This is a genomic window from Bradyrhizobium sp. SZCCHNS30572 (assembly GCF_032484415.1).
In the GTDB taxonomy this organism is placed as follows: Bacteria; Pseudomonadota; Alphaproteobacteria; order Rhizobiales; family Xanthobacteraceae; genus Bradyrhizobium.
In genome coordinates this window covers 19478-42962 of the sequence record NZ_JAUESY010000006.1, presented here as the reverse complement: position 1 = coordinate 42962, position 23485 = coordinate 19478, and the positions used below count along the sequence as shown (strand labels likewise).

Genomic DNA, 23485 nt, shown 5'->3' with positions numbered 1-23485 from the left:
TCATTCGCCACGCGCTTCGTCATGATGCAGCCTTGCTAACGGAGAGACCCCCATGCGTATCCTCGTCGTCGGTGCCGGCGCCATCGGCGGCTATTTCGGCGGCCGGCTGCTGCAGTCCGGAGCCGATGTCACCTTCCTGGTCCGCCCGCGGCGCGCGGCTGAGCTCGCCAGTGCCGGCCTCGTGATCCGCAGTCCGACCGGTGACGTCACCTTGCCCAATCCGCGGACGGTGCAGGCGGATGGTTTGAAGCAGCACTTCGACGTCGTCCTGCTGAGCTGCAAGGCCTTCGATCTCGACGACGCGATCGGCTCGTTTGCACCGGCGGTGGGACCTGACACCGCGATCATTCCGATGCTCAACGGCATGAAGCACCTCGACGTGCTCGACGCCAGGTTCGGGCGCGCGCGCGTGCTCGGCGGGCTCTGCGCCATCGCCGCGACATTGAACGAACAGCGCGAGGTGGTGCAGCTGCAGCCGATGCAGTCGCTGAGCTTCGGCGAGCGCGACGGCGGATCGTCGGAGCGCGTCCGCGCGATCTTCGAGATCTTCCAGCGCGGCAATTTCAATGCGTCGGCCAGCGAGAACATCATGCAGGACATGTGGGAGAAGTGGGTGTTCCTGTCCTCGCTCGCCGCGTCGACCACCTTGATGCGCGGGCCGGTCGGCGTGATCCTGACCGCGCCGGGCGGCAAGGATTTCCTGCTCGGCATGCTCGACGAATGCAGCGCCACCGCTGCGGCCGCCGGCTACCCTCCGGCTGGCGCCTTCTTCCAGCGTGTCTCCGGCATGCTCACGGCGGAGGGATCACCGATGACCGCCTCGATGTTTCGCGATCTCCGCGCCGGCCTGCCGGTCGAGGCCGATCACGTCATCGGCGATCTCGTCGCCCGCGCCGATGCCGCCAAGGTCCCGGTGCCACGGCTGCGCATCGCCTATACCCAGCTCAAGGTCTATGAGGCACAGCGGGACAAGTAGCTCTTGGTGTCGCCTCGGTGTTCGCCGAACCGTTGGTCAGGCACGACGGCGCCACAGACTCCGATGTCGTCCCGGCCTCGCGCCGGGACCCTTAGCCACCGCCCGTAGTGAAGCAGGTCACTCTCACCGACGTCCCTCGATAGCCTCCGCGGTATGGGTCCCGGCGCGAGGCCGGGACGACAATTGTGATCTGGGCGGCGTCCCAGCTACAGATGCGCCAGATAATGCGCGAGCGCCGTGATCTCCTCGTCGCTCAGCGGATAGGCAACATCCGTCATCGCCGCCTGGCTGCCGCCGACGCGCTGGCCGCTCTTATAGTCGTGCAGCGCCTTGACGAGATATTCCTCGCGCTGGCCGGCGAGCCGCGCCACGCCCTTGGTGCCGGCATAGCTGTCGAGATGGCACGAGGCGCAGCGGCGGCCGGCGGCGGCTTGCGCGCCTTTGGCCGACAGATCCGGATCATTGTCGGGCGGCGCCTTGGCCGGCTGCAGCGAGGCGAAATAGGCGCCGAGATTGCGGATATCCTCGTTGGTGAGCTGATCGACGATCGGCTTCATCGCCTCGTTCTTGCGTGTGCCGGCGCGGAAGAACACGAGCTGCCACTGGATGAACTGATCCTGCTGGCCGGCGAGCGAGGGAATGTTCTCGGTCTGCGAGATGCCGTTATCGCCGTGACAGCCGACGCAGAGCTGTGCCTTGGTCTTGCCCGCCTCGAGATCGGCGGCGTCGGCCGGACGCGCCGCAAGCACGAGCATGAGCGCCAGCGCGGCCGCTGCTGCCTGGCACATTCTGGAGGTCCCTGGAGTCATCGCGGGGGTTCTCGCTCCCATCATTGCTATGGCGCGCGGACCGGCCTTCGGTCGATGAGCGGTACCTCGCCCCCGGTCAACGCGCGACTGTCAAAATAGTTGGGGCTGCGGCCGCCGTAAGGCAGCGCGCAGCCCCGCTTTCACGACGAGCTCATTTCTTCTCGTAGCTGATGCGATAGATCGCGCCGGCCCAGTCGTCCGCCACCAGGATCGAGCCATCCTTGGCGAGGATGATGTCGTCGGGACGGCCGAGATAGCCCTGGTCGCCTTCGAGCCAGCCGGAAGCGAACACCTCCTGCTTGGCGTCCTTGCCGTCGGGACCGACGATGACGCGCATGATCCGCGCACCCTGGTACTTGTGCCGGTTCCAGGAGCCGTGCTCGGCGATCAGGATGTTGTTCTTGTACTCCGCCGGGAACTGGTCACCGGTGTAGAACTTCATGCCGAGCGGCGCCACGTGCGCACCGAGGTTCAGCACCGGCGGCGTGAACTCCGAGCACTTGTGACCCATCGCGAATTTCGGATCCGGCATGTCACCCTGATGGCAATAGGGATAGCCGAAATGCTCGCCGATCTTCGAGATCATGTTGAGCTTGTCGCTCGGCAGTTCATCGCTGACCCAGTCGCGCGCGTTCTCGGTGAACCAGTAGCGGCCGGTGCGTGGATCGACGTCGCCGCCGACGCTGTTGCGCACGCCGAGCGCCCAGATCTCGGCATTGCCGGTGCGCGGATCGACGCGGCGGATCTGCGACACCGATGTCGGCGGAATGCCGATGTTGAAGGGCGGTCCGAACGGAATATAGAACCAGCCCTCCTTGTCGACCGCGATGTATTTCCAGCCATGCGCCGCATAGGACGGCATGTCGTCATAGACGACCTTGCCCTGGCCGAGATTGTCGAGATTGGCCTCGGCATTCTCGTATTTGATCAGCTTGTCGACGGCGATGACGTAGAGATTGCCGTCCTGGAAGGCGAGGCCGGTCGGCATGTTCAAGCCCTTGAGGACCGTCTTGACCTCGCGCTTGCCGCCCTTGTCGCTGATCGCATAGACGTTGCCGAGTCCGAACGAGCCGACGAACAGCGTGCCCTTGTCACCCCACGCCATCTGCCGCGCGGCGAGCACGCCCGACGCCCAGACCTCCATCTTGAAGCCGTCCGGCAGCTTCACTTGCTTGACGATCTTCGCAAGCTCGGCATCGGAGGCGCCGGTCGGCGGGCCCGATGGCGGCGCCAGCCCCTTCTGCGCCTCGGTCTCGTCACCGAGGAACCAGTCGTCCGGCGGATGCGTCCAGAACTCCTTGGTGCCTGATTCGTATTTCTTCAGGCCCTTGCCCTGATCGGATTGCTGCTGCGCGCCGGCGATGCTGGTGCCGGCGAGAAGACTGATTGTTGCAAGCGCAAGAATGCTTCGGTGAAAAGCCGATGTCATCGCTTCACTCCCATGAGGCAGCTCGTGTGGCTGCGTCTACTATTCGGAACGTATCTGAAGACGTCCTTTGGCCGACCACACCAGTGGTCCTGCTCGAAAATGGTAGCACATCCTGAGCGGGTGAGAAGCGGATTGCTGCCAGGTTCGCGCGAGGCTCAAGAGATGCCGTTCCACTCATCTCATACTGGATGCGCATGCCCATGCTCACGCCTGCGCCGCATCGGCGATTGTCCGCCACGCGGCACGGGCCTGCCGCCATGCGCTGTATTCATATGCTCCGATCGGCCGGACGATTGGCGTGCGCTTGAACACCCGATAGGATCGGAACAACCGGCTGCGACCGTTCACCGCGCGGCAATGAGATCAAGTCGACAGGATCGATGAATGTCCGAGCGTATCCCTGTGTCCACGCCAAAGGCCGGTGCCGGCGTTCTCGAGCTGCTGCGACGGTTTGCAGCCGATCCGACAGCGGCCACCGCCTATGGTGAAGATTGTTTGAAGAAGACGCAGGCAATCGAGCCGCGGCTGAAAGCATTCGAATATCTGCCGCGGGATGTCGCTCCAAAGACCGGCCCGCTCGGTGGAATTCCCGTCGCCATCAAGGACATCATCGCCACCTCGGACATGCCGACCACCAACGGCTCGCAGATCTACCGCGATCACGTGCCGGATGCGGACGCCTGGGTGGTCGAGCGACTGCGCAATCTCGGCGCAACCATCTTCGGCAAGACGGTCTCCACCGAATTCGCCTGGCGTCATCCAGGTCCGACCGTCAATCCATGGAACCCCGAGCACACGCCGGGCGGCTCATCGTCCGGATCGGCCGCGGCGGTTGCGGCCGGCCTGGTCCCGCTCGCGCTGGGCACGCAGACACTCGGCTCGGTGATCCGACCGGCGGCCTTCAACGGCGTCGTCGGCTTCAAGCCGAGCTTCGGCGCGATTCCACGCGTCGGCGTGCATCCCCTCAGCCCGTCGCTCGACCATGTCGGCTTCTTCGCCCGCCGCGTCGACGACGTGGCCTTGGCCCTCTCTCTGCTGGCCGGCACCAGCGCCGATGATCGCCACGGCCGGCCGCTGCCGGGCTTCACCGTCGACATCGACCACGGCCTCACGCCGCTCCGCACGCCACGGCTTGCGGTGGTGCGCTTCGCCAAATGGGAGCGCGCCGAGGCCGAGCAGAAGGCGGTGTTCGAATCGGTCGTCGACAAGCTGCGCAGCGCCGGCGCGACGATCGACGAGATCGAACTGAGAGAGCTCGACGCGGTGAACTGGGATGCGATCACCACGATCATGCTCAGCGAGGCGACCACGATCTTCTCCGATCTGATCGCGCGCTATCCCGACCGGGTCAGCGAGGTCATGAAGGGCCACGTCGAGAGCGGGCGAAGCAAGACGGCCATGGAATATCTCGCTGCGAAGGCGGCCCAAGCCCTCAGGCAGAAGGCGCTCGCCGCTGAGCTCGACGGCTTCGACGCAGTGCTCACCTTGCCAGCCTTCGGCGAAGCGCCGCGCGGCCTGGATTGGACCGGAGACGCCGAATATTGCGCCCCTTGGACCTTCGTCGGAGCGCCGGCCATCTCCCTGCCGGCCGGGTTCGGCAACAACGGCCTGCCACTGGGCGTGCAGATCGCCGGCCCCTATCGCAACGACCTCCACGTGCTCCGCGTCGCGAAATGGGCCGAAGCGGTGCTGGCGTTCGATCCCGGCGTGCCGCTCCCGGCGCGCTAATCGCCGCCACGACCCCCGAGCAAGGATGCCGCCGCGCCACGAGGGCCTCCTCCGACAAGCCCAGTGGCGGGTTTGCGGCCAGCGCTGTAAAACGATCACATGACAATCACAGACATCGCGAGCAGAACCTATAATCACGGTTGGCGCCTCGATCCGATCGTGCGCAGCCTGCTCGACACCGATTTTTACAAGCTGTTGATGCTGCAGATGATTCGGGAGTTCTACCCGACTCAGCAGGTGACCTTCTCGGTCATCAACCGGACCCGGCGGGTGCGGCTCGGCGACGTCATCGACGAGGGCGAATTGCGCGCCCAGCTCGACCACGCCCGCACCATCCGCTTCGCCAAGAAGGAGCTGATCTGGCTGGCCGGCAACACCTTCTACGGCAAGACCCACATGTTCTCGCCGGAGTTCATCGCCTGGCTCGCCACCTTCCGCCTGCCCGAATACGAGCTGCGCAAGTCCGACGGCCAGTACGAGCTGCATTTCCACGGGCCCTGGACCCACACCACGATGTGGGAAATCCCGGCGCTCGCGATCGTCAACGAGCTGCGCTCGCGCCAGGCCATGAAGGGCCAGGGCCGGTTCGCGCTCGACGTGCTGTTCGCCCGCGCCAAGGCCAAGCTGTGGGCCAAGGTGGAGCGGCTGCGCAAGCTCGAGGGGCTGCGGCTGTCGGATTTCGGCACCCGCCGCCGCCACGGCTTCCTGTGGCAGCGCTGGTGCGTCGAGGCCGTCAAGGAAGGTCTCGGCCCGTCGTTCACCGGCACCTCCAACGTGCTGCTGGCGATGGACAACGATCTCGAAGCCATCGGCACCAACGCGCATGAGCTGCCGATGGTCGCCGCCGCGCTTGCCAAGGACGATGACGAGCTGCGCTTCGCGCCCTATCGCATTCTCGACCAGTGGCGGCAGACCTACGCAGGCAACCTGCTGATCGCGCTGCCCGACGCATTCGGCACCAAGGCCTTCCTGCGCGACGCACCCGACTGGGTCGCCGACTGGACCGGCTTCCGTCCCGACAGCGCGCCTCCGATCCAGGCCGGCGAGGAGATCATCGCCTGGTGGAAATCGAAGGGGCGTGATCCCAAGCAGAAGCTGCTCGTGTTCTCCGACGCGATGGACGTCGAATCGATCGAGCAGATCCATCATCGGTTCTCCGACCAGGTGCGGCTGTCGTTCGGCTGGGGCACCAACCTGACCAACGATTTCGTCGGCTGCTCGCCGGACGGCTCGGTCGACCTCGATCCGATCTCGCTGGTCTGCAAGGTGACGTCGGCCGACGGGCACCCCGCCGTGAAGCTGTCCGACAACCCGGAGAAGGCGACCGGCGATCCCGCCGAGATCGCCCGTTATCTCCGCGTGTTCGGCGATGCCGGCCGGGTGCACACGCCGGTGGTCGTCTAGGTCGCCGACAGCCCACGGCAATTTCTCTTTTTCCTGCCACGATTCTTGTTCCTGCTTTGTTCGAAATGCGGTAAAATCATCGATCGAGCAGATCGGGTGACAGGAGATCGTTGGCATGCGTCGGGTGATCGGCCGAGTTGGACAGCTGCTGTCTGCAACCATCCTTGTCGTCGGCGCGATCCTGATCTCGACCGGGCCCGCTGCCGCCGACAAGCGGGTGGCGCTGGTGATCGGCAACGCCATCCACGAGCACGCACCGCTGCTGGAGGAGCCGGCGGCGGATGCCCGGCTGATCGCCGACAGCCTGTCGCGACTCGGCTTCACCCTGAGCGGCGGTGCCGCGCAGATCGATCTCGACCGACGCGGCTTCGATCGCGCGCTTGCCGAGTTCAAGGGCCGGATCGCGGACGCCGACGTCGCGCTGATCTATTATGCCGGCTATGGGCTCAACCTGGGCGGCGCCGATTATCTCGTCCCGGTCGACGCGGCACCGGCGACAGCTGCGGATCTCGAGACCGAGCTGCGCGACCTGACTGCAATTCTGCGCGAGCTGGGCGGATCGAGCCCCCGGCAGAACGTGATCATTCTCGACGCCTTCCGCTCCAATCCGTTCGCCGGGCGCGGCATTGCCGGTCTTGCCGCCGGCCTCGTCCCGGTCGACGTTTCCGCACGGACCGTGATCTCCTTTGCCGCACAGGCGGGGACGGCGGGACAGCGCGGCCCGGACGGTCAAGGCGTGTTCGCCGCCGCCCTTGCAGAGGCGCTGCAGCAGCCAGGCCAACGCCTGATCGAGACCTTCAACCAGACCAACGCGGCGGTGGAGCGAGCCACGGGCGGAGCGCAGCAGCCGCTCGTGATGTTCACGTCGATCGACGGCGGCGCTCAACTGAGCGCCGCTGCGGCGAAGCCGGCGCAGCCCGCTGGCCCCGCCGCCGCCCGGAGCAACGCTCCCGTTTCGAGCCCGACCGCATCGTCCGACGCGGCAGATGCGCGGACGCCCGGACTTGCCGTGCTGTATGATGAGGATCTCTCCGACCCCAAGGGTAAGCGCTATTCCGGCTCGGTCACCTGGCGGACGGAGACGGTCAAGAAGGCACAATCGGGACGGCCCACGCCGGTGATCCGTGGCGAGATCGACATTCCCGAGCGCAAACTGAAGGTCAGCCTGCAGTTGCGCCGCAACGACGATCCCAGCCTGCCGGCCAGCCATGTCGCCGAGCTCACATTCAGGCCCGCTGCCGATTTCGTCGGTGGCGGCATCAGCAGCGTCCCAGGAATGCTGATGAAGACGGATGAGAAGTCGCGCGGGACGCCGCTTGCCGGGCTTTCCGTCAAGATCACCGAAGGTTCGTTCCTGGTGGGCTTGTCCAACGTCGAGGCCGATCGCGCGCGCAACGAGGAGCTGCTCGCACGGCGCGAATGGTTCGACATCCCGGTCGTCTATGCGAACCAGCGCCGCGGCATCCTCGCAATCGGCAAAGGTCCCAGTGGAGATCGGGTATTCGCCGACGTGCTCGCGGCCTGGGACAAATCCCCGCCGACAAAATGATGAGGCACGAGACGAAGGAACAACGGAGCGAAATTTTTGGAGCGGGCGAAGGGGTTCGAACCCTCGACCCCGACCTTGGCAAGGTCGTGCTCTACCACTGAGCTACACCCGCATCCGTGACGCCTTGGCGGCGTGGCCGCCAGCGACGGGCAGACCTATGCCAAATGCCGCGGACGAATGCAACAGGTCTGCGACAGGTTTCGTACGCCGGCGACGTTCAAATTTTAGCGGCCGGGACCGGCCGAACCGGGCTGAGACCTGCCCATCACCGGACCGCGATGGGCGCTGATTGAAATTTCCAGCTGGACCGCCACTTAAAGTGAAAGAAAACGTGTATTGAGGCGCGGCGGCGGCCGGTTCCCGGTCGCCGTTCATCGGAATTTTTCGGACGAGGGACCCCGTGACCATTGTTGAGCAGGGCGGCGGACCGGCGCCGCAGGTGCCGGATCTGATCAAGGACACCACGACGCAGAGCTTCGTGAAGGACGTCATCGAGGAATCGAAGCGGCAGCCGGTCCTCATCGACTTCTGGGCGCCGTGGTGCGGACCGTGCAAGCAGCTGACGCCCATCCTGGAAAAAGCCGTCAAGGCCGCCAAGGGCAAGGTCAAGCTGGTCAAGATGAACATCGACGAGCATCCGGCCATCCCTGGCCAGATGGGCATCCAGTCGATTCCGGCTGTGATCGCGTTCGTCGGCGGACGGCCCGCCGATGGGTTCATGGGTGCCGTGCCCGAGAGCCAGGTCGCCGCCTTCATCGAAAAGATCACCAAGGGCGTTCCCGGCGCCGGCGAGCCCGACATCGCCGAAATCCTCAAGGAAGCCGAAGCGGTTCTCGCTGAAGGCGATGCGGCCGGCGCGGCCGAGATCTATGCCGAGGTGCTCGCGATCGATGCCGCCAACATCCCCGCGATCGCCGGGCTTGCGAAGTGCCAGGTCGAGCTCGGCGCGATCGACGAGGCCAAGCAGACGCTTGCGATGGTCCCGGACTCCAAGCGCAGCGATTCGGCGGTCTCCGCCGTGCAGGCCGCGATCGATCTGGCAGAGCAGGCCCAGTCGCTTGGGCCGGTCGGCGAGCTCGAACAGAAGGTCGCCGCCAATCCGCTCGACCACCAGGCGCGTTTTGACCTGGCGACCGCACTGAACGCCGCGGGCAAGCGGAAGGAAGCCACCGACCAGCTGCTCGAGATCGTGAAGCGTGACCGCAAATGGAACGAAGACGGCGCGCGTAAGCAGCTCGTGCAGTTCTTCGAAGCCTGGGGCGGCGCCGACGAGGCCACCATCGAGGGCCGCAAGCGGCTGTCGACGATCCTGTTTTCGTAACCCGGCTGGACGGGACGCGCGCTCGTTCCAGCGGACACGAGGTATCGCATGCCGATCAATGCCGAATATCGCGGTCCCGCCGAGCTTCCGGAGATCGTTCCGGTGTTTCCGTTGGCGGGAGCCTTGCTGCTGCCGCGCGGCCAAATGCCGCTCAACATCTTCGAGCCGCGTTATCTCGCGATGGTCGACGATGCGCTTCGTGACGGCCATCGGCTCATCGGCATGATCCAGCCCGACGTCACGCACTCCTCCAGCGAGGAGCGCCCGGTGCTGTTCAAGGTCGGCTGCGTCGGCCGGATCACGCAGCTCGCCGAGTCCGGCGATGGCCGCTACATCCTCGAGCTCACCGGCGTGTCCCGCTTCAAGGTGGTCGAGGAAATGACGGTGCTCACGCCCTATCGGCAGTGCAAGGTCGATTATTTCCCGTTCGTCGATGATTTCACGGCGCGCAAGGGTGAAGAGGCGGTGGACCGCGAAGCGCTGCTCGCGGTTCTCACCGACTTCCTCAAGGCGAACAATCTCAAGGTCGACTGGGCCGGCATCGAAGCGGCGCCGAACGAAGCGCTCGTGAACGCGCTGGCGATGATGTCGCCCTATGGTCCGGCGGAGAAGCAGGCGATGCTCGAGGCGCCGGACCTGAAGACCCGCGCCGAAATCCTTATCGCCGTGACCGAGATGGATCTCGCCAAGAAGCGGACCTCGGGCGATCCGCCGCTGCAATGATCACTCGGCGGGAGCCGCGCGCGGCGCTGGCGGGGCCGCCGTCAGGCGCATCAGTGCGATGGTGGTGACGATCACCCCGATGTAGACTGCGAGCTGCATCGCGGTAGGCTGATCCGTATAGCCGATCAGAGCCTTGAGCGTCCGCCCGGCGACGCCACGCTCGGGCAGAACCGCGCTCGAATCCCACACCACATGGTCGAACGTTGTCAGCCAGTTGGCGCGGGCGAGAAAGACCACCGCCTGCGCGGCCATTCCCGCCGACAGCAGGGTGATCAGCACGGTGGTGGTCTTGAACAGCGCGCGCGGCGGGATGCGCATCAGGCCGAGATAGGTCGCGAGACAGACGGCAACGCCGAGCAGCAGGCCAAGGACGCCGCCACCGAGCAGCGCCCGCCCGCTGCCGTCGCCGGAGGCCGCGACCCCATAGAGAAACAGCGCGACCTCGCTGCCCTCGCGCAACACGGCGATGGCGATCACGGTCGCCAGCGCGACCAGCGGCTTGGCGCCGTCTGCCACCGCCTGGCCCATCGTCCGCAGCTCAGTGCTCATCTCGCGGCCGTGCCGGGCCATCCAGACATTGTGCCAGGTCAGCATGATCACGGCAGCCGACAGGATCCCCGCATTGAACAATTCCTGCCCCATGCCTTCAAAGAGCTGGGTCAACGTTCCCGCGAACGCCGCGACGATGCATGCGCCGACCAGGCCGGCAAACAGCCCCGCGCCGATCCAGCGCAGGCGATGCGGGACCGCGCTGGTGACGGCAAGCACGATGCCGACGATCAGGCCGGCTTCGAACACTTCGCGGAAGACGATGATCAGGGCGGCGAGCATGGGATATGGACCTATTGGACGTTGACGAAGCCGCGGGCCTTTTCGTTGAAGTCGTTGTAGAACTCGTAGCGCCCGGACTTCATGGCGCGGACGTTGAGCACCGCCTCGCTGTTGGCCGCGATCACCTTCTCGACCTTCAGGGTCTCGCTCTCGAACTCGATGGCCTTGCCCTCCATGTTCCGGACGCGGATGGTCAGCGGCGCGTCCGCAGGAACGGTCGGCTCCTTGGGCTCGAATTGACCGTTGGCATAGGTGAGGCAGATCTCGCTCGATCCCCCGGCGTGCGCCTGCGCTGCCATCAACAGCACGCCGACGCTTCCACCTACGACGACCAACTTCCGCACCACGTCGACCAACATCGATCCGTCCCCTCTCCTATCCAGACAAGCAAATCGGAGAACGGTTGTGCGCCCGGATCGATGTCGACGCCGGGCACCCGTTCGCGACGACGAACAGCTAAGCGGCTCGTCGCCGTGTCTGCAAAGAGACTCCTTCTAAGTTGGAACCATTCTTGGCGAATGTGTCGTGGCAGTGGCCTCGCGGTGAACGGAGTGCGGCCGAACAGCAGTTGAGGCGACGCGGCGGTTACGGAGCGTCGCGATGCCTTCCTCTCGCCGGGTACGTGGCGGCGCTGCGGTGGACCGGGATTCGCCGCGTCAGTAGCCGGCGATGGCGAGACTGACTACGCCGGCGAGCATGACCCAGCCGAAATGCCGCCCGCGCGTCGCGAGCGCATTGGCGCCTGCGGCGAAAGCGAACACGACGATGACCGTGGTCACCGTCCAATGCCGCGCCGACTCCGACGCCATTTGCGGGGCGACGGCGAGCAGCACGCCACAGCCGATCCACGCCACCGTGCCAGTCTGCCAGACCAGCCGCAGCAGGGTTCGCAGCCGCTCCGGCGAGATGGTGGCACGCGCGAAAACCGTCGTCTCGCCGAGCACGCCGTGGATCACGGCGACGGTGATCGCCATCAGCCCCGCGGTCACGAGCAGCGCATCGCGCATGGCACGCCTCCATACAGTTATGTATGGACAATGCACGAAGCCCTGGCGGTCGTCAATACAGCTGTGTATGGTCGTCTCATGGTGACGACATGACCGATCAGCTCTCGGCCGACGATTGGCTGACACAGGGATTGAAGGTGCTGGCCAGCCGGGGCTTCACCGCGCTGAGGGCGGAGCCGCTGGCGAAAGCCTTGGGCGTGTCGCGCGGCAGCTTCTACTGGCATTTCGCCGATGTGGCCGGGTTTCACGCGGCCCTCCTCAAGAAGTGGCGGGAGATTGCGGCCGAGCAGATCATCACCGGGGTGGAGGCGAACGCCGGCGACCAGCCGGCCATTGCCGTGCTCCTCCGCCGCGCGTTCAACGTCAAGCTCACCCTGGAGCGCGCCGTGCGCAACTGGGCCGGATCCGACCCCGCCGCGCGGCAGGCTGTCCAAGCCATCGACAGGCGCCGGCTGGGCTATGTCGAGAGCCTGCTTGCAGCCGAGGGACTAGTGCCGGCGATCGCGCGCGCACGCGCCCAGGTGCTGTACTGGACCTTCCTCGGCCACGCGCTGTCGGATCGGCCGTTGCCGGCCGAGCAACTGGACGCGGTCATCGACGAGCTGATCCGGATCGCCCGGCACATGCCTTGAAGCACGACAAGCGAGCGGACGTTATGCTACAGAGGCGCCCGCCGGAGACCCTTGCCATGAACGCCCCGCTCGAACGCCCCGCCAATTCCGTCGATCCCAAGCTGCTCGAGATCCTGGTCTGCCCGATGACCAAGGGCCCGCTGGAATACGACGCGGCGAAACAGGAGCTGGTCTCGCGGTCGGCGAAGCTCGCCTACCCGATCCGCGATGGCATCCCGATCATGCTGCCCGAGGAAGCGCGGAAGATCGACTGACCGATGCGGCCCGTCGTGATCCGCTGTGCGCTCGCCGTGGCGCTGATGGCCCTCGCTTCGGGGGTCTCGGCCGAGGAGAGCGCCGTCCGCATTGGCGCACTCGACGCCGTCCTGACGACGCCAGCGGGTGTCGAGCGCCCGCCGGTGGCGCTGCTGATCGCCGGCTCCGGGTCGACGGACCGGGATGGCAACGGGCCGCAGCTCAAGCCGGCGACCTTGAAGAAGCTCGCCGAGCAGCTCGTTACCCAAGGCATCGCCAGCCTGCGCTACGACAAGCGCGGCGCGCGGGGGTGGAAGGCGGAATTCGGCCGCCCGGAAGACTTCCGCTTCAAGGACTACGTCGACGACGCCGCCGCGCTGGTCGACTTCCTGCGCGGCAAGTTCGCCCGCATCGTTCTCGTCGGCCACAGCGAGGGCGGCCTGGTCGCCATCCTCACCGCCCGCCGCACCCCGGTCGACCGCCTCGTGCTGCTCACGACGTCGGCGCGGCGGCAGGGCGACCTGTTGAAGGCGCAGCTAGAGAAGAAGCTGCCGGCCGCGAAGATGGAGCCGGTCGCCAAGGCGATCGACGCCATCATGGCCGGGCAGGTCGTGGACCCGCCACCGCCCGAGCTGCCGGTCGCACCGAGCATGCAGCCCAGCATCGGCTCCGCCTTTGCCGAGGACCCGATCGATCCACTGAAGCAGCTCACGATCCCGATTCTGATCGTCGGCGGCGCCCGCGACCACCAGATCGCACGCCTCGACATGGTCGCGCTCGCCGCCGCCGCACCGACCGCCAAGTCGCTGTGGCTGCCGGAGATGAACCACGTCCTGGTCGACGTCGCCAACGAGGACGAGAACCTCGCCTCCTACAACGACCCCGACCGTCCGCTCGACCCCGACATGGTCGAGGCCGTCGCCGGCTTCATCGCCGCCGCAGGCCCGCGCTGAGCTCTTTGTTCGAGCATGATCTCCGCGCAAACGCCTTCGGCGTTTGTCGCGAGGGAAGACCGGTTCCCGTTTTTCCGGATCATGCTCTACAGCGCCTCACCCTTCAGCAGCCGTGGCATCTCTCCGGTGAGGCCCGCGGCCTGCTTGATGAACAGCTCCTTCAACGGCGGCGCGCGATCGACGATGCCAAGGCCGATGTCGCGCACGGCCCGCAACAGCGTCGACTTGTTCGAGAACAGGAAGTTCAGCGAATTGGTGGCAACGCCCATCGCCATCGTGTCGAAGCGGCGCCAGCGCTGGTAGCGTTCGAGGACATCGACCTGCCCCGGATCGATCCCCATTCTTGCCGCATCGACCACGACCTCGGCCAGTGCGGCGACGTCTTTCAGCCCCATGTTGAGCCCCTGCCCCGCGATGGGGTGGATCACATGGGCGGCGTCGCCGACCAGCGCCAGCCGCGGCGCGATGAACGAGCGGGCGACGAAGTAGGACAGCGGAAAAGCGCGCGGCTGGTCGAGCACCTTCAACTCGCCGAGATGCAGACCGGCGCGCCTCTCCAGCTCGGCGTGGAATTCATCCGCGCTGAGCGCGACGAGGCGCTTCGCCTCGGCGCGCCGCTCGGTCCACACCAGCGAGGAGCGCTTGCCGGTCAGCGGCAGGATCGCGAATGGTCCGGGCGGAAGAAAATGCTCCTCGGCGCGGCCGCCATGGTCGCGCTCATGACCGATGGTCGCGACGATGCCGGACTGGTCATAGTCCCAGCCATGGGTCTGGATGCCCGCGCGCTCGCGCAGCTTCGAACGCGCGCCGTCAGCGGCCACCAGCAGGCTCGCCTCGAGCTGGCTGCCGTCGCCCAGAGTCACCGCGATGCCGTCGGCCCGCGTCACGAAGCCGGTCACCGGCATCGCCTTGAGCTCGACGCCTGCGGCCTCCGCATGCCGCACCAGCGCGTCGATCAAGAGCCGGTTCTCGACCATGTGCGCGAACGGCTCGCCGGCCTCGACCTGGCCCGCAAACGTCAGGAACGACGGGCGGGTCGCGTCCTCGAGCTTGGAATCGGTAATGACCATGTCGAGGATCGGCTGCGCCTGCGGCGCCACGTCCGCCCAGACCCCGATCGCATCGAACAGCTTGCGGCACGCCGCGACGATGGCGCTGGCGCGTGGATCGCGGCTCGGCCGGTTGGCGAGCGCCGGGTCGGCCACGATCACCGGCACTTCGGGACCGAGCCCCTGCCGAAGCGCGAGCGCGAGCGCCAGGCCGGCAAAGGCCCCGCCACAAATGACAATGCTTCGCTGTGTCGTCATGCCACCCTGCTCACAGTTACTCTTGCGGGAGGATTATAGCTGGGCGAAACAGGGGCGTGAACCAAGGGCTGCCACCCGAGGCCATCAATTCCGGATGCCTGATCCCGCGAGAACGGGACCGGAGCGGCCGGCCGAGCCAGCGAAAGCACCACGCCATGTCCAAGGGACTGATCGACCTGATCTCGATCCTCGATCTCGAGCCGATCGAGGTGAACCTGTTCCGCGGCAACAGCCCGAAGACGAGCTGGCAGCGCGTGTTCGGCGGCCAGGTGATCGGCCAGGCGATGATGGCGGCCTGCCGCACCGTCGAGGGCCGGCTGCCGCATTCGCTGCACTGCTACTTCATCCTGCCCGGCGACCCGCAGGTGCCGATCATCTACCAGGTCGAGCGTCTGCGCGACGGCAAGAGCTATGCGACGCGTCGCGTCACCGCGATCCAACACGGCAATGCGATCTTCTCGATCATGGTGTCGTTCCACAGCGACGAGGAGAGCGCGTTCAACCACCAGGACAAGATGCCGGACGTGCCGCCGCCGGAGAAGCTGACGGCGGAGGAGATCTCCAAGCAGCCGATGTTTCAGGAGGTCTTCCAAAGGATGCCGGACTTCATCCGCCGCTACTACGAATCCGACCGGCCGATCGAGCTGCGCCCCGTCGAACTGAACCGGTACTTCGGCCAGAAGATCGAGGATGGCCGCATCAACGTCTGGATCAAGACGGCGGCGAAGCTGCCCGATGATCCGGCGCTGCACATGTGCGCGCTGGCCTATGCGTCGGACTTCTCGCTGCTCGACGCGGTCATGGCGCGCTATGGCCGCACCTTGTTCGACAAGCGCATGATGCCGGCCTCGCTGGATCATGCGATGTGGTTTCACCGGCCGTTCCGCGCCGACGAATGGCTGCTCTATGCGCAGGATTCGCCGAGCGCGCAGGGCGGCCGCGGGCTCACCCGCGGCTCGATCTTCAAGCCCGACGGCACGCTGGTCGCCTCCGTCGCGCAGGAGGGCTCGATCCGCGAGCGCCGGGCCTAGCCGCATCACACCGGCTGTGCCGTCCGCGGGACGACCGCGAATTGCGACACGTACCAGGCGCTGTACCAGCGCAGCAGCCACGGGATCGGAATGATCACCGAGCAGCCGAGCACGAACGCGAAGGTGCGCCACAACACCTGCAGGGCCGAGCCGGTGAACACGACCTCGCGCCGCGTCCCCTGGATGTTGCGGCAGACCCAGCGCATCCAGGCGGTCAGCACCCAGGCCCAGCCGATGACGGTGATGCCCGACACGATCATCAGCAGGTACCAGCCGGCATAGACGACGGGGCTGCCTTCGAAATGGATCGGCAACCGCTCGCCATTCGAGGCGAGGTTGCTCAGCAGCCAGCGCAGCACCATCCAGCCCAGGAACGCCGGGGCAACCAGCGAGATCAGGTTGAGGATCGGCCGGTCGCTGAGGCCGACATAGGCCAGCACGCCCATCGCGATGAAGACGTACCAGATGTCGAGCGGCTGGCCGGTGAAGGTGAGGTTCGGCCGGCCGGGCACCCGCATCCGCTCGATCACGTAGCGGTAGAGATAGACAGCGGTCCAGGGCGTGATCACCACCAGGAACTGGCCGACGACATACAGCAGCGTCCAGCCGAGATAGGACCAGGTGTCGAGCTTGACCGAGAGCGCGCCGCCCGACGCAGGCACGCCGGCCTCGAACGCGGGCGGGACGCCGGGGGAGATGCTCGGCACGCCCGACATCAGGCCGGGAATGCGCCCGGCCTTCTCCCAGCCGGCCATGCCGTCGCTCCACAGCAGCGTCTCGGCCGTGACGACACCCCGGGCGATCAGGTCGCGCAGTTCGTCTTCCGAAATGGGGCCCTGTTGCTGGCCTTGCGCCGCGTAATACCAGGAACGATTCGACATGGGATGTCCTTGAATGTGGGATGGCACGAAAACGTCTTCAGTCTGTCGGGCGATGTCGCGTTCCGTTCAGTGATATCCGTCACTCCTTGACGTTTTCGCTTAACGCTGCGCTGATTTTGTGCCATTTGCCTAGGAACAGGCCAAAATGGCCATCCCAAGCCTGCCTCCGAAACAGGCTGCTCCTACCTGAGGAAACCAGGGCCCGCCCATGAAGCTCGTCGTCGCGATCATCAAACCCTTCAAGCTCGACGAGGTGCGCCAAGCCCTCACCGCGATCGGCGTCCACGGCATGACCGTCACCGAGGTCAAGGGCTACGGTCGCCAGAAGGGCCATACCGAGATCTACCGGGGCGCCGAATATATCGTGAACTTCCTGCCCAAGCTGCGCATCGAGATCGCGGTCAACTCGGACATCGCCGAGAAGGCGGTCGAGGTGATCACGACGCACGCGCGCACCGGCCAGATCGGCGACGGCAAGATCTTCGTGACGCCGATCGATCATGCCCGCCGCATCCGCACCGGCGAAACCGACACCGACGCACTCTAAGCCCGTCAAGCAGCCGCAACGGCTGCACGCCCGCCGCAACGGCGCGGCGGACTGCAAAATCCTAACATCTGACATGCCGGGGGGACTGTCATGGAGACCAGCGCGTCTCGTAGCCTGCGCGCGTCTGCAGCATTGGCTGCAGCGGGAGCGATTGCCTTCACCACGCCAGCAGCGGCCGCAGCGCCGTCCACGATCGAACCGGCCGACACCGCCTGGATGATCGTCGCCACCGCTTTGGTGCTGATGATGACCATTCCGGGTCTGGCGCTGTTCTACTCGGGCATGGTGCGCAAGAAGAACGTACTGGCGACGATGGCGCAGAGCCTCGCAGCCGTGATGCTGATCTCGATCCTGTGGGTCGCATTCGGCTACTCGCTGGCCTTCGTCGGCGACGGCACCTGGATCGGCTCGCTCGACCGCGCCTTCCTCGCCGGCATGGGCATGGACAGCGTCCATCCCGGCGCCAAGACGATCCCCGAGTCGCTGTTCATGCTGTACCAGATGACGTTCGCGATCATCACGGTGGCTCTGGTGGCGGGCTCGGTCGCCGACCGCATGCGCTTCTCCGCCTACCTCCTGTTCAGCATCGCATGGTTCATCTTCGTCTATGTGCCACTGGCGCATTGGATCTGGGGCGGCGGCTTTCTCGCTCAGGCCGGCGTGGTCGACTTCGCCGGCGGTCTCGTCGTGCATCTCTCCGCGGGCACCGCGGGATTGGTCGCCGCGCTGGTGATGGGACGCCGCCAGGGCTACGGCAGTGAGAACCTCTCGCCGTTCGACCTGTCGCTCGCGGTGGTCGGCACCGGCCTGCTCTGGGTCGGCTGGTTCGGCTTCAATGGCGGCTCGGCGCTCGGGGCGAATGCGCATGCGGTGATGGCGATCCTGACGACGCATCTGGCCGCCTGCGCCGGCGCCGTCACCTGGGGCGCGCTGGAATGGTCGACGCGGCGCAAGCCGTCTGTGCTCGGCATGATCTCGGGCGCGGTGGCCGGCCTCGGCACCATCACGCCCGCGTCCGGCTTCGTCGCCCCCTGGCATGGGCTGGTGATCGGCGCGCTCGCTGGTATCATCTGCTACTGGGCCTGCACCTCGCTGAAGCACCGCTTCAACTATGACGATTCGCTCGACGTGTTCGGCGTCCACGGCGTCGGCGGCCTCACCGGCACCGTGCTGGCCGGCGTGTTCGCGACCGCCGCGATCGGCGGCACGGCGGGGCTGATCGAGGGCAACCCGAAGCAGCTTGCGGCCCAGCTCTACGGCGTCGCCGTCACCCTGGTGTGGTCGGGCGGCGTCACCTGGGGGCTCCTGAAGCTGGTCAGCGCCTTCGTGCCGCTGCGGGTGTCGCGTGAGCACGAGCTGGAAGGACTCGACATCTCCCAGCATGGCGAGGCGCTGCAATAGCTGCAGCAATTGACGCCAATTGACCTGTTCGGCGCCGCAGGATTCTGCCCGCGCGCTGAGCAGCATTGTGTCTTGAGCCTGACATGCGCAACTTTTGCGCATGCCTGCCCATTCCTTGAGCGCGACGGAATAGCGCAGCCCCTGCTGCCCCTCCCGAGGGGTGAAAAGGCCAGGATTCACCGCTCGTTAGCCCTGACCAGCCGTCTGGCACGGCATTTGATTCTATCGCTCCCGGCTGTGCCCGCGTCGTGAAGATTTCTCCGCGTGGTGAACCTCAGTCGACAGGAAGCGCTCGGTAACGTCCGTGCCGGGCCCAAGCGGGGATAGGACCCATGAAAATTGTTATGGCGATCATTAAGCCATTCAAGCTCGAAGAAGTCCGGGACGCCCTGACCGCCATCGGCGTTCATGGTCTCACGGTGACGGAAGTGAAGGGGTACGGCCGTCAGAAAGGTCATACGGAAATCTACCGCGGCGCCGAATATGCGGTGAGCTTCCTGCCCAAGATCAAGATCGAGGTCGCGATCCCCTCCGACCAGGTCGACAAGACCATCGATGCGATCAGCTCGGCCGCCAAGACCGGCCAGATCGGCGACGGCAAGATCTTCGTCATCAGCCTCGACCACGCCGTGCGTATCCGCACCGGCGAAGCGGACGCTGCGGCCCTTTGATTTCGCGCTCAAACCAGAACACTTACGGAGTACAATAAAATGACGTTCAAGCGTCCAACCAGCGCGGGATGGGTTACGCTCGCAATTGCAGGGCTCTGCGTCGCAGGCCTCGTCGATGTGGCGTTCGCCGAGGACGCGCCTGCCGCCGCTGCCGCAGCCGCCCCGGTTCCCAACAAGGGCGACGTCGCCTGGATGCTCGTGTCCAGCGCGCTCGTCCTGATGATGTCCATCCCCGGCCTCGCGCTGTTCTATGGCGGCCTCGTCCGCACCAAGAACATGGCCTCGGTCCTCACCCAGGTGTTCGCCATCGTCGCCATGGTCGGCGTGGTCTGGACGCTCTACGGCTACTCGCTCGCCTTCACCGACGGCGGCAGCATGACCTCGTGGGTGGGCGGCTTCTCCAAGGCCTTCCTGCACGGCGTCGACGCCAACTCGACCGTTCCGACCTTCTCGAACGGCGTGGTGATCCCGGAGCTGGCCTACTTCGTGTTCCAGATGACCTTCGCGATGATCACCCCGGCCCTGATCGTCGGCGCCTTCGCCGAACGCATCAAGTTCTCGGCGGTGATGCTGTTCATCCTGCTCTGGGTGACCTTCATCTACTTCCCGATCGCGCACTGGGTCTGGTACATCGCCGCTCCCGATGACGTCGCTGCTGCTGCCAAGGCTCTCGCTGCCGCTGGCGACGCTGCCGCCAAGACCGCCGCCCAGGCCAAGCTCGACGAAGTCACCGGTGCTGTCGGCTGGCTCGCCGGCGCCGGCGCTCTCGACTTCGCGGGCGGCACCGTCGTTCACATCAACGCCGGCATTGCCGGTCTGGTGGGCGCGGTTCTGATCGGCAAGCGCACCGGCTACGGCAAGGAGCTGATGGCTCCGCACTCGCTGACCATGACCATGATCGGCGCCGCGCTGCTGTGGGTCGGCTGGTTCGGCTTCAATGCCGGCTCCAACCTGGAATCGAACGGCGTCACCGCCCTGGCCTTCGTCAACACCATGGTCGCGACCGCCGGTGCGGCGCTGTCCTGGCTGCTGTGCGAATGGGCCGTCAAGGGCAAGCCGTCGCTGCTCGGCATCTGCTCGGGCGCGGTCGCCGGTCTCGTCGCCGTTACCCCGGCCTCCGGTTATGCCGGTCCGATCGGCGCGCTGGTGCTCGGCCTGATCGTCTCCCCGGTCTGCCTGTTCTTCGTCTCCACCGTGAAGAACGCGCTGGGCTATGACGACGCGCTCGACGTTTTCGGCGTGCACTGCATCGGCGGCATCATCGGCGCTCTGGCCACCGGCATCCTGGTCAACCCGGCTCTGGGTGGCGTCGGCATCACCGACTACACCAACATCACCGGCAACAACGCCGGCACCTACGACTTCGCCACGCAGATGCTGGCGCAGATCAAGGCTGTCGTCGCCACGCTGGTATGGTCGGGTGTCGGCTCGGCGATCCTCTACAAGGTCGTCGACGTGATCATCGGCCTGCGCCCGACCGTGGAGCAGGAGCGCGAGGGTCTCGACATCACCGACCACGGCGAGCGCGCCTACAACTACTGAGTTCTCCCGGGACTTGGTCGTACGCGACCAGGTCCGCAACTTCGGTTCGGGCAAATACCCGGCAATGCCCTGACCGTTGAGGGGCTCCAGCGCAAGCTGGGGCCCCTTTCTTTGTGTTTGGATCGTGAGGGCCGAGCGCGCGCCAAATAGCCGATGTCGTCCCTGCGAACGCAGGGACCCATACCGCGTGATGTTTGTAAGAGGCAGGCTGCGAGTCCGTGCAAGACAACTGAACCCTGTGGTTATGGATCCCGGGTCGGCGCGCTTCGCGCTTGCCCGGGACGACAGCTGTGGTTGGCGGTCCCGGCGTTGCCTCGACAAGCAGCTCGAAGGCGAACGATCTCGTTCTCGCGACACGATGCGCCCGAGCTGTGCTGAAACTATCGCCCTCCTCAAACAGAGGGCGCAGGGAAGGCCGGGCGCTGGCCGCGCCCGTGGCCCGCCAGCGAAAGAAAATGCTGGCGGCAGGCACCACAGGTCTGGCCGAACACACCCGGCCCTCCCTGCGCGATTGGTTTTAACGGCTGCTTCGCGTTCTCCCTGGTGCGCCGGGCTGTCTGGCCACCATCACGAGCGCGACACGCTGAGGGTATCGGCACCCGCTTGATATCAGCGTCGGGATATCAGGACCGCGCGACTTGACCGTGCGTGCATCGCCGTTCGTCCGCGCGATCAGCTCACGCTGCGTCGACCCACGCCCATCGCATCCCACTGCCAACGATCCGTGACGGTCGCGAAACGTCCCTCATGCGGCAGCAGGGACGTGCGGAAATGTGCAGGTGATTTGCCCGACGGTGCAATGCCGACAGCGTGCGACAAACTAACACGACGGGCAATTCGCGCATGTCGGGAATGCGGAAACTGCCCGACGGGCAACAGAGCAGGCTTTGATCCGCACAATAGCGCGGGGATGCCAATCCGGTTGCAGCGGCAGAAAACACAGCTTAGCGGTACTGTTCGCTGGCTCCGGCTGATCTTAAGAATTGGAACCCGGCCGTAACAGCGATCGCCGCTGCAGCCGGCACATGGGGGATCAGGATGAAGCATCGCTGTCGGTACGTAGTCGTCGCCTCCGCCATTTGGATCGTGTCCCCAAGCGTGGTGTAGCTGGCGGTCCACCGCGTTCGCCGGCTGGAGCCGGGCCTGTCAGCTGGCGATAGCCGTGAGGCTGACGTTCGGATCATCGCTCAATGGCGCGATGGTTTCCAGCGTCATGTAGCGGGCACGTTGGACCGCCCATTCATCGTTCTGTTCGAGCAGGACAGCTCCGATGAGGCGGACGATAGCGTCCTCATTGGGGAAGATGCCGACCACCTCGGTGCGCCGTTTGATCTCGCCGTTGAGGCGTTCGATCGGATTGGTGGAGTGCAACTTGGTCCGATGCTGCGGCGGGAACGTCATGTAGGCAAGCACGTCGGTCTCGGCCTCGTCGAGGAAGCCGGCAAGCTTGGGCAGCTTGGGACGGAGCTGATCGGCGACCTTGCGCCATTGGGTGCGAGCGGCCTCGGCATCGTCCTGGGCAAAGGCCGTGGCGATGAAGGCGGAGACCACGCGCCGTCCGCTCTTGCCGGCATGAGCCAGCACGTTCCGCATGAAGTGGACGCGGCAGCGTTGCCAGCTGGCGTTGAGCACCTTGGTCACGGTGGCCTTGATGCCCTCGTGGGCGTCGGACACCACCAGCTTGACGCCGCGCAAGCCGCGGCGGGCCAGCTTGCGCAGGAAGGCGGTCCAGAACGTCTCGGCCTCGGACGGCCCGATGTCCATGCCGAGAACCTCGCGCCGGCCGTCGCTGTTGACGCCGACTGCAACGATCACCGCGACGGAGACGATGCGCCCCTGCTGGCGCACCTTCACATAGGTGGCGTCGATCCAAAGATAGGGCCAGTCACCCTCGATTGGACGGCCGAGGAAGGCCTTCACTTTGTCGTCGATCTCGCCGCACAACCGACTGACCTGGCTCTTGGAGATGCCGGTCATGCCCATCGCCTGCACCAGATCGTCGACCGAACGGGTCGAGACGCCCTGAACGTAAGCCTCCTGAACCACGGCGGTGAGCGCCTTCTCGGCCATGCGCCGCGGCTCCAGGAAGCCGGGGAAATAGGAGCCCTTGCGCAGCTTTGGGATGCGCAGCTCCACCGCACCGGCGCGGGTCTCCCAGATCCGGTCGCGGTAGCCATTGCGCTGGGCCAGACGTTCGGGGCTCTTCTCGCCATAGGCAGCCCCGGTCTGGCTCTCGACCTCCAGCTCCATCAGGCGCTGGGCCGCAAAGCCGATCATCTCGCGCAGCAGATCGGCGTCTGGGGTCTTCTCTACCAGCGTGCGCAGGTTCATCATGTCTTCGGTCATCGGTGGTTCCTCGGTTGCGTTGGCGTGTCGCAACCCGATCCTACCGGAGAACTGCCGGTGACCACCGCAAAGCCGCCCGCCCGCTACGGCGCTATTTGGGAGCGCGCGTCCGGGCGGCTTTGCTCCACCGAGCTACACCACCTCCGGGGACACGACCGCCATT

The 23485-nt window shown here is 65.9% G+C and carries 22 protein-coding genes and 1 tRNA gene; 14 read left to right on the top strand and 9 right to left on the bottom strand.

Annotation, left to right across the window (positions count from 1 at the left end):
* Nucleotides 1–52 precede the first annotated feature (52 nt).
* Nucleotides 53–976: a 2-dehydropantoate 2-reductase gene (gene panE / locus QX048_RS17310; protein WP_315715862.1), complete on the top strand. Its 924-nt coding sequence runs from the start codon at nt 53–55 to the stop codon at nt 974–976.
* A 206-nt stretch (nt 977–1182) separates the two neighbouring features.
* On the opposite strand, the gene QX048_RS17305 is transcribed toward panE, so the two are convergent.
* Both QX048_RS17305 and QX048_RS17300 read right to left on the bottom strand, forming a co-directional pair.
* Complete coding sequence (locus tag QX048_RS17305; protein WP_315825744.1) at nt 1183–1764, bottom strand: c-type cytochrome; 582 nt, start codon at nt 1762–1764, stop codon at nt 1183–1185.
* 172 nt (nt 1765–1936) lie between these two features.
* Nucleotides 1937–3214, bottom strand: coding sequence for a PQQ-dependent sugar dehydrogenase (locus tag QX048_RS17300; protein WP_315715860.1), 1278 nt, complete (start codon nt 3212–3214; stop codon nt 1937–1939).
* 384 nt (nt 3215–3598) lie between these two features.
* Between QX048_RS17300 and QX048_RS17295 the strand changes: the two genes are divergently transcribed.
* From QX048_RS17295 to QX048_RS17285, 3 genes are all read left to right on the top strand, one after another.
* Nucleotides 3599–4942: an amidase gene (locus tag QX048_RS17295; RefSeq protein WP_316200541.1), complete on the top strand. Its 1344-nt coding sequence runs from the start codon at nt 3599–3601 to the stop codon at nt 4940–4942.
* Between the two features lie 99 nt (nt 4943–5041).
* On the top strand, nt 5042–6346 hold the full coding sequence (gene pncB / locus QX048_RS17290) for a nicotinate phosphoribosyltransferase (RefSeq protein WP_315825742.1): 1305 nt from the start codon (nt 5042–5044) through the stop codon (nt 6344–6346).
* A 115-nt stretch (nt 6347–6461) separates the two neighbouring features.
* A complete protein-coding gene (locus tag QX048_RS17285; protein WP_315825741.1) occupies nt 6462–7895 on the top strand; it encodes a caspase domain-containing protein in 1434 nt (477 codons plus the stop codon).
* Between the two features lie 37 nt (nt 7896–7932).
* On the opposite strand, the gene QX048_RS17280 is transcribed toward QX048_RS17285, so the two are convergent.
* Nucleotides 7933–8007, bottom strand: a tRNA-Gly gene (locus QX048_RS17280).
* Between the two features lie 288 nt (nt 8008–8295).
* On the opposite strand from QX048_RS17280, the gene trxA reads away from it, so the two are divergent.
* The gene (gene trxA / locus QX048_RS17275) at nt 8296–9216 is read left to right on the top strand and encodes a thioredoxin (RefSeq protein ID WP_315825740.1); all 921 of its coding nucleotides are present in this window, start codon (nt 8296–8298) and stop codon (nt 9214–9216) included.
* 48 nt (nt 9217–9264) lie between these two features.
* On the top strand, nt 9265–9939 hold the full coding sequence (locus QX048_RS17270) for an LON peptidase substrate-binding domain-containing protein (protein ID WP_315825739.1): 675 nt from the start codon (nt 9265–9267) through the stop codon (nt 9937–9939).
* Here the strand turns inward: QX048_RS17270 and QX048_RS17265 are convergent, their stop codons facing one another.
* From QX048_RS17265 to QX048_RS17255, 3 genes are all read right to left on the bottom strand, one after another.
* Complete coding sequence (locus QX048_RS17265; protein WP_315825738.1) at nt 9940–10770, bottom strand: FTR1 family protein; 831 nt, start codon at nt 10768–10770, stop codon at nt 9940–9942.
* Between the two features lie 11 nt (nt 10771–10781).
* Entirely contained in the window at nt 10782–11129 is a 348-nt protein-coding gene (locus tag QX048_RS17260) for a cupredoxin domain-containing protein (RefSeq protein ID WP_315750576.1), read from the bottom strand.
* Nucleotides 11130–11426: 297 nt separating this feature from the next.
* Nucleotides 11427–11777 (bottom strand): hypothetical protein, encoded by a 351-nt coding sequence (locus QX048_RS17255; RefSeq protein WP_315715852.1) that lies wholly within the window; start codon nt 11775–11777, stop codon nt 11427–11429.
* 89 nt (nt 11778–11866) lie between these two features.
* Here QX048_RS17255 and QX048_RS17250 point away from each other — a divergent pair, with 89 nt between their 5' ends.
* Genes QX048_RS17250 through QX048_RS17240 form a run of 3 tightly spaced genes read left to right on the top strand, consistent with a single transcriptional unit; the run spans nt 11867 to nt 13596 of the window.
* A complete protein-coding gene (locus QX048_RS17250) occupies nt 11867–12409 on the top strand; it encodes a TetR/AcrR family transcriptional regulator (protein ID WP_315825737.1) in 543 nt (180 codons plus the stop codon).
* 56 nt (nt 12410–12465) lie between these two features.
* The gene (locus QX048_RS17245; RefSeq protein WP_006613415.1) at nt 12466–12663 is read left to right on the top strand and encodes a Trm112 family protein; all 198 of its coding nucleotides are present in this window, start codon (nt 12466–12468) and stop codon (nt 12661–12663) included.
* Nucleotides 12664–12666: 3 nt separating this feature from the next.
* The gene (locus tag QX048_RS17240; protein ID WP_315825736.1) at nt 12667–13596 is read left to right on the top strand and encodes an alpha/beta hydrolase; all 930 of its coding nucleotides are present in this window, start codon (nt 12667–12669) and stop codon (nt 13594–13596) included.
* Nucleotides 13597–13682: 86 nt separating this feature from the next.
* On the opposite strand, the gene QX048_RS17235 is transcribed toward QX048_RS17240, so the two are convergent.
* The gene (locus QX048_RS17235) at nt 13683–14903 is read right to left on the bottom strand and encodes a ubiquinone biosynthesis hydroxylase (RefSeq protein ID WP_315825735.1); all 1221 of its coding nucleotides are present in this window, start codon (nt 14901–14903) and stop codon (nt 13683–13685) included.
* 155 nt (nt 14904–15058) lie between these two features.
* Here QX048_RS17235 and tesB point away from each other — a divergent pair, with 155 nt between their 5' ends.
* Nucleotides 15059–15934 carry an acyl-CoA thioesterase II gene (gene tesB, locus QX048_RS17230; RefSeq protein WP_315715848.1) on the top strand — a complete coding sequence of 292 codons (876 nt, stop codon included), beginning with the start codon at nt 15059–15061 and terminating at the stop codon, nt 15932–15934.
* A 5-nt stretch (nt 15935–15939) separates the two neighbouring features.
* On the opposite strand, the gene QX048_RS17225 is transcribed toward tesB, so the two are convergent.
* Complete coding sequence (locus QX048_RS17225; RefSeq protein ID WP_315825734.1) at nt 15940–16815, bottom strand: DUF4339 domain-containing protein; 876 nt, start codon at nt 16813–16815, stop codon at nt 15940–15942.
* Between the two features lie 208 nt (nt 16816–17023).
* Here QX048_RS17225 and QX048_RS17220 point away from each other — a divergent pair, with 208 nt between their 5' ends.
* From QX048_RS17220 to QX048_RS17205, 4 genes are all read left to right on the top strand, one after another.
* A complete protein-coding gene (locus QX048_RS17220; protein ID WP_172112996.1) occupies nt 17024–17362 on the top strand; it encodes a P-II family nitrogen regulator in 339 nt (112 codons plus the stop codon).
* A gap of 90 nt (nt 17363–17452) precedes the next feature.
* The gene (locus tag QX048_RS17215) at nt 17453–18763 is read left to right on the top strand and encodes an ammonium transporter (RefSeq protein ID WP_315715846.1); all 1311 of its coding nucleotides are present in this window, start codon (nt 17453–17455) and stop codon (nt 18761–18763) included.
* Nucleotides 18764–19095: 332 nt separating this feature from the next.
* The gene (locus QX048_RS17210) at nt 19096–19434 is read left to right on the top strand and encodes a P-II family nitrogen regulator (RefSeq protein ID WP_006611147.1); all 339 of its coding nucleotides are present in this window, start codon (nt 19096–19098) and stop codon (nt 19432–19434) included.
* 39 nt (nt 19435–19473) lie between these two features.
* Nucleotides 19474–20976, top strand: a complete 1503-nt coding sequence (locus tag QX048_RS17205; RefSeq protein WP_315715845.1) for an ammonium transporter — start codon at nt 19474–19476, stop codon at nt 20974–20976.
* Nucleotides 20977–22122: 1146 nt separating this feature from the next.
* Here QX048_RS17205 and QX048_RS17200 read toward each other — a convergent pair.
* Nucleotides 22123–23322: an IS256 family transposase gene (locus tag QX048_RS17200; RefSeq protein ID WP_315714240.1), complete on the bottom strand. Its 1200-nt coding sequence runs from the start codon at nt 23320–23322 to the stop codon at nt 22123–22125.
* Nucleotides 23323–23485 lie beyond the last annotated feature (163 nt).

Excerpts from the sequence above, each read along its gene's own strand:
- QX048_RS17265 (WP_315825738.1), bottom strand. The coding sequence starts at position 10,770 with ATGCTCGCCGCCCTGATCATCGTCTTCCGCGAAGTGTTCGAAGCCGGC.
- QX048_RS17245 (WP_006613415.1), top strand. The coding sequence starts at position 12,466 with ATGAACGCCCCGCTCGAACGCCCCGCCAATTCCGTCGATCCCAAGCTG.
- QX048_RS17255 (WP_315715852.1), bottom strand. The coding sequence starts at position 11,777 with ATGCGCGATGCGCTGCTCGTGACCGCGGGGCTGATGGCGATCACCGTC.
- QX048_RS17200 (WP_315714240.1), bottom strand. The coding sequence starts at position 23,322 with ATGACCGAAGACATGATGAACCTGCGCACGCTGGTAGAGAAGACCCCA.
- QX048_RS17220 (WP_172112996.1), top strand. The coding sequence starts at position 17,024 with ATGAAGCTCGTCGTCGCGATCATCAAACCCTTCAAGCTCGACGAGGTG.
- QX048_RS17285 (WP_315825741.1), top strand. The coding sequence starts at position 6,462 with ATGCGTCGGGTGATCGGCCGAGTTGGACAGCTGCTGTCTGCAACCATC.
- QX048_RS17215 (WP_315715846.1), top strand. The coding sequence starts at position 17,453 with ATGGAGACCAGCGCGTCTCGTAGCCTGCGCGCGTCTGCAGCATTGGCT.
- QX048_RS17240 (WP_315825736.1), top strand. The coding sequence starts at position 12,667 with ATGCGGCCCGTCGTGATCCGCTGTGCGCTCGCCGTGGCGCTGATGGCC.
- QX048_RS17295 (WP_316200541.1), top strand. The coding sequence starts at position 3,599 with ATGTCCGAGCGTATCCCTGTGTCCACGCCAAAGGCCGGTGCCGGCGTT.
- QX048_RS17300 (WP_315715860.1), bottom strand. The coding sequence starts at position 3,214 with ATGACATCGGCTTTTCACCGAAGCATTCTTGCGCTTGCAACAATCAGT.
- QX048_RS17305 (WP_315825744.1), bottom strand. The coding sequence starts at position 1,764 with ATGTGCCAGGCAGCAGCGGCCGCGCTGGCGCTCATGCTCGTGCTTGCG.
- QX048_RS17260 (WP_315750576.1), bottom strand. The coding sequence starts at position 11,129 with ATGTTGGTCGACGTGGTGCGGAAGTTGGTCGTCGTAGGTGGAAGCGTC.
- QX048_RS17250 (WP_315825737.1), top strand. The coding sequence starts at position 11,867 with ATGACCGATCAGCTCTCGGCCGACGATTGGCTGACACAGGGATTGAAG.
- QX048_RS17210 (WP_006611147.1), top strand. The coding sequence starts at position 19,096 with ATGAAAATTGTTATGGCGATCATTAAGCCATTCAAGCTCGAAGAAGTC.
- panE (WP_315715862.1), top strand. The coding sequence starts at position 53 with ATGCGTATCCTCGTCGTCGGTGCCGGCGCCATCGGCGGCTATTTCGGC.
- pncB (WP_315825742.1), top strand. The coding sequence starts at position 5,042 with ATGACAATCACAGACATCGCGAGCAGAACCTATAATCACGGTTGGCGC.
- QX048_RS17225 (WP_315825734.1), bottom strand. The coding sequence starts at position 16,815 with ATGTCGAATCGTTCCTGGTATTACGCGGCGCAAGGCCAGCAACAGGGC.
- tesB (WP_315715848.1), top strand. The coding sequence starts at position 15,059 with ATGTCCAAGGGACTGATCGACCTGATCTCGATCCTCGATCTCGAGCCG.
- QX048_RS17205 (WP_315715845.1), top strand. The coding sequence starts at position 19,474 with ATGACGTTCAAGCGTCCAACCAGCGCGGGATGGGTTACGCTCGCAATT.
- QX048_RS17235 (WP_315825735.1), bottom strand. The coding sequence starts at position 14,903 with ATGACGACACAGCGAAGCATTGTCATTTGTGGCGGGGCCTTTGCCGGC.
- QX048_RS17270 (WP_315825739.1), top strand. The coding sequence starts at position 9,265 with ATGCCGATCAATGCCGAATATCGCGGTCCCGCCGAGCTTCCGGAGATC.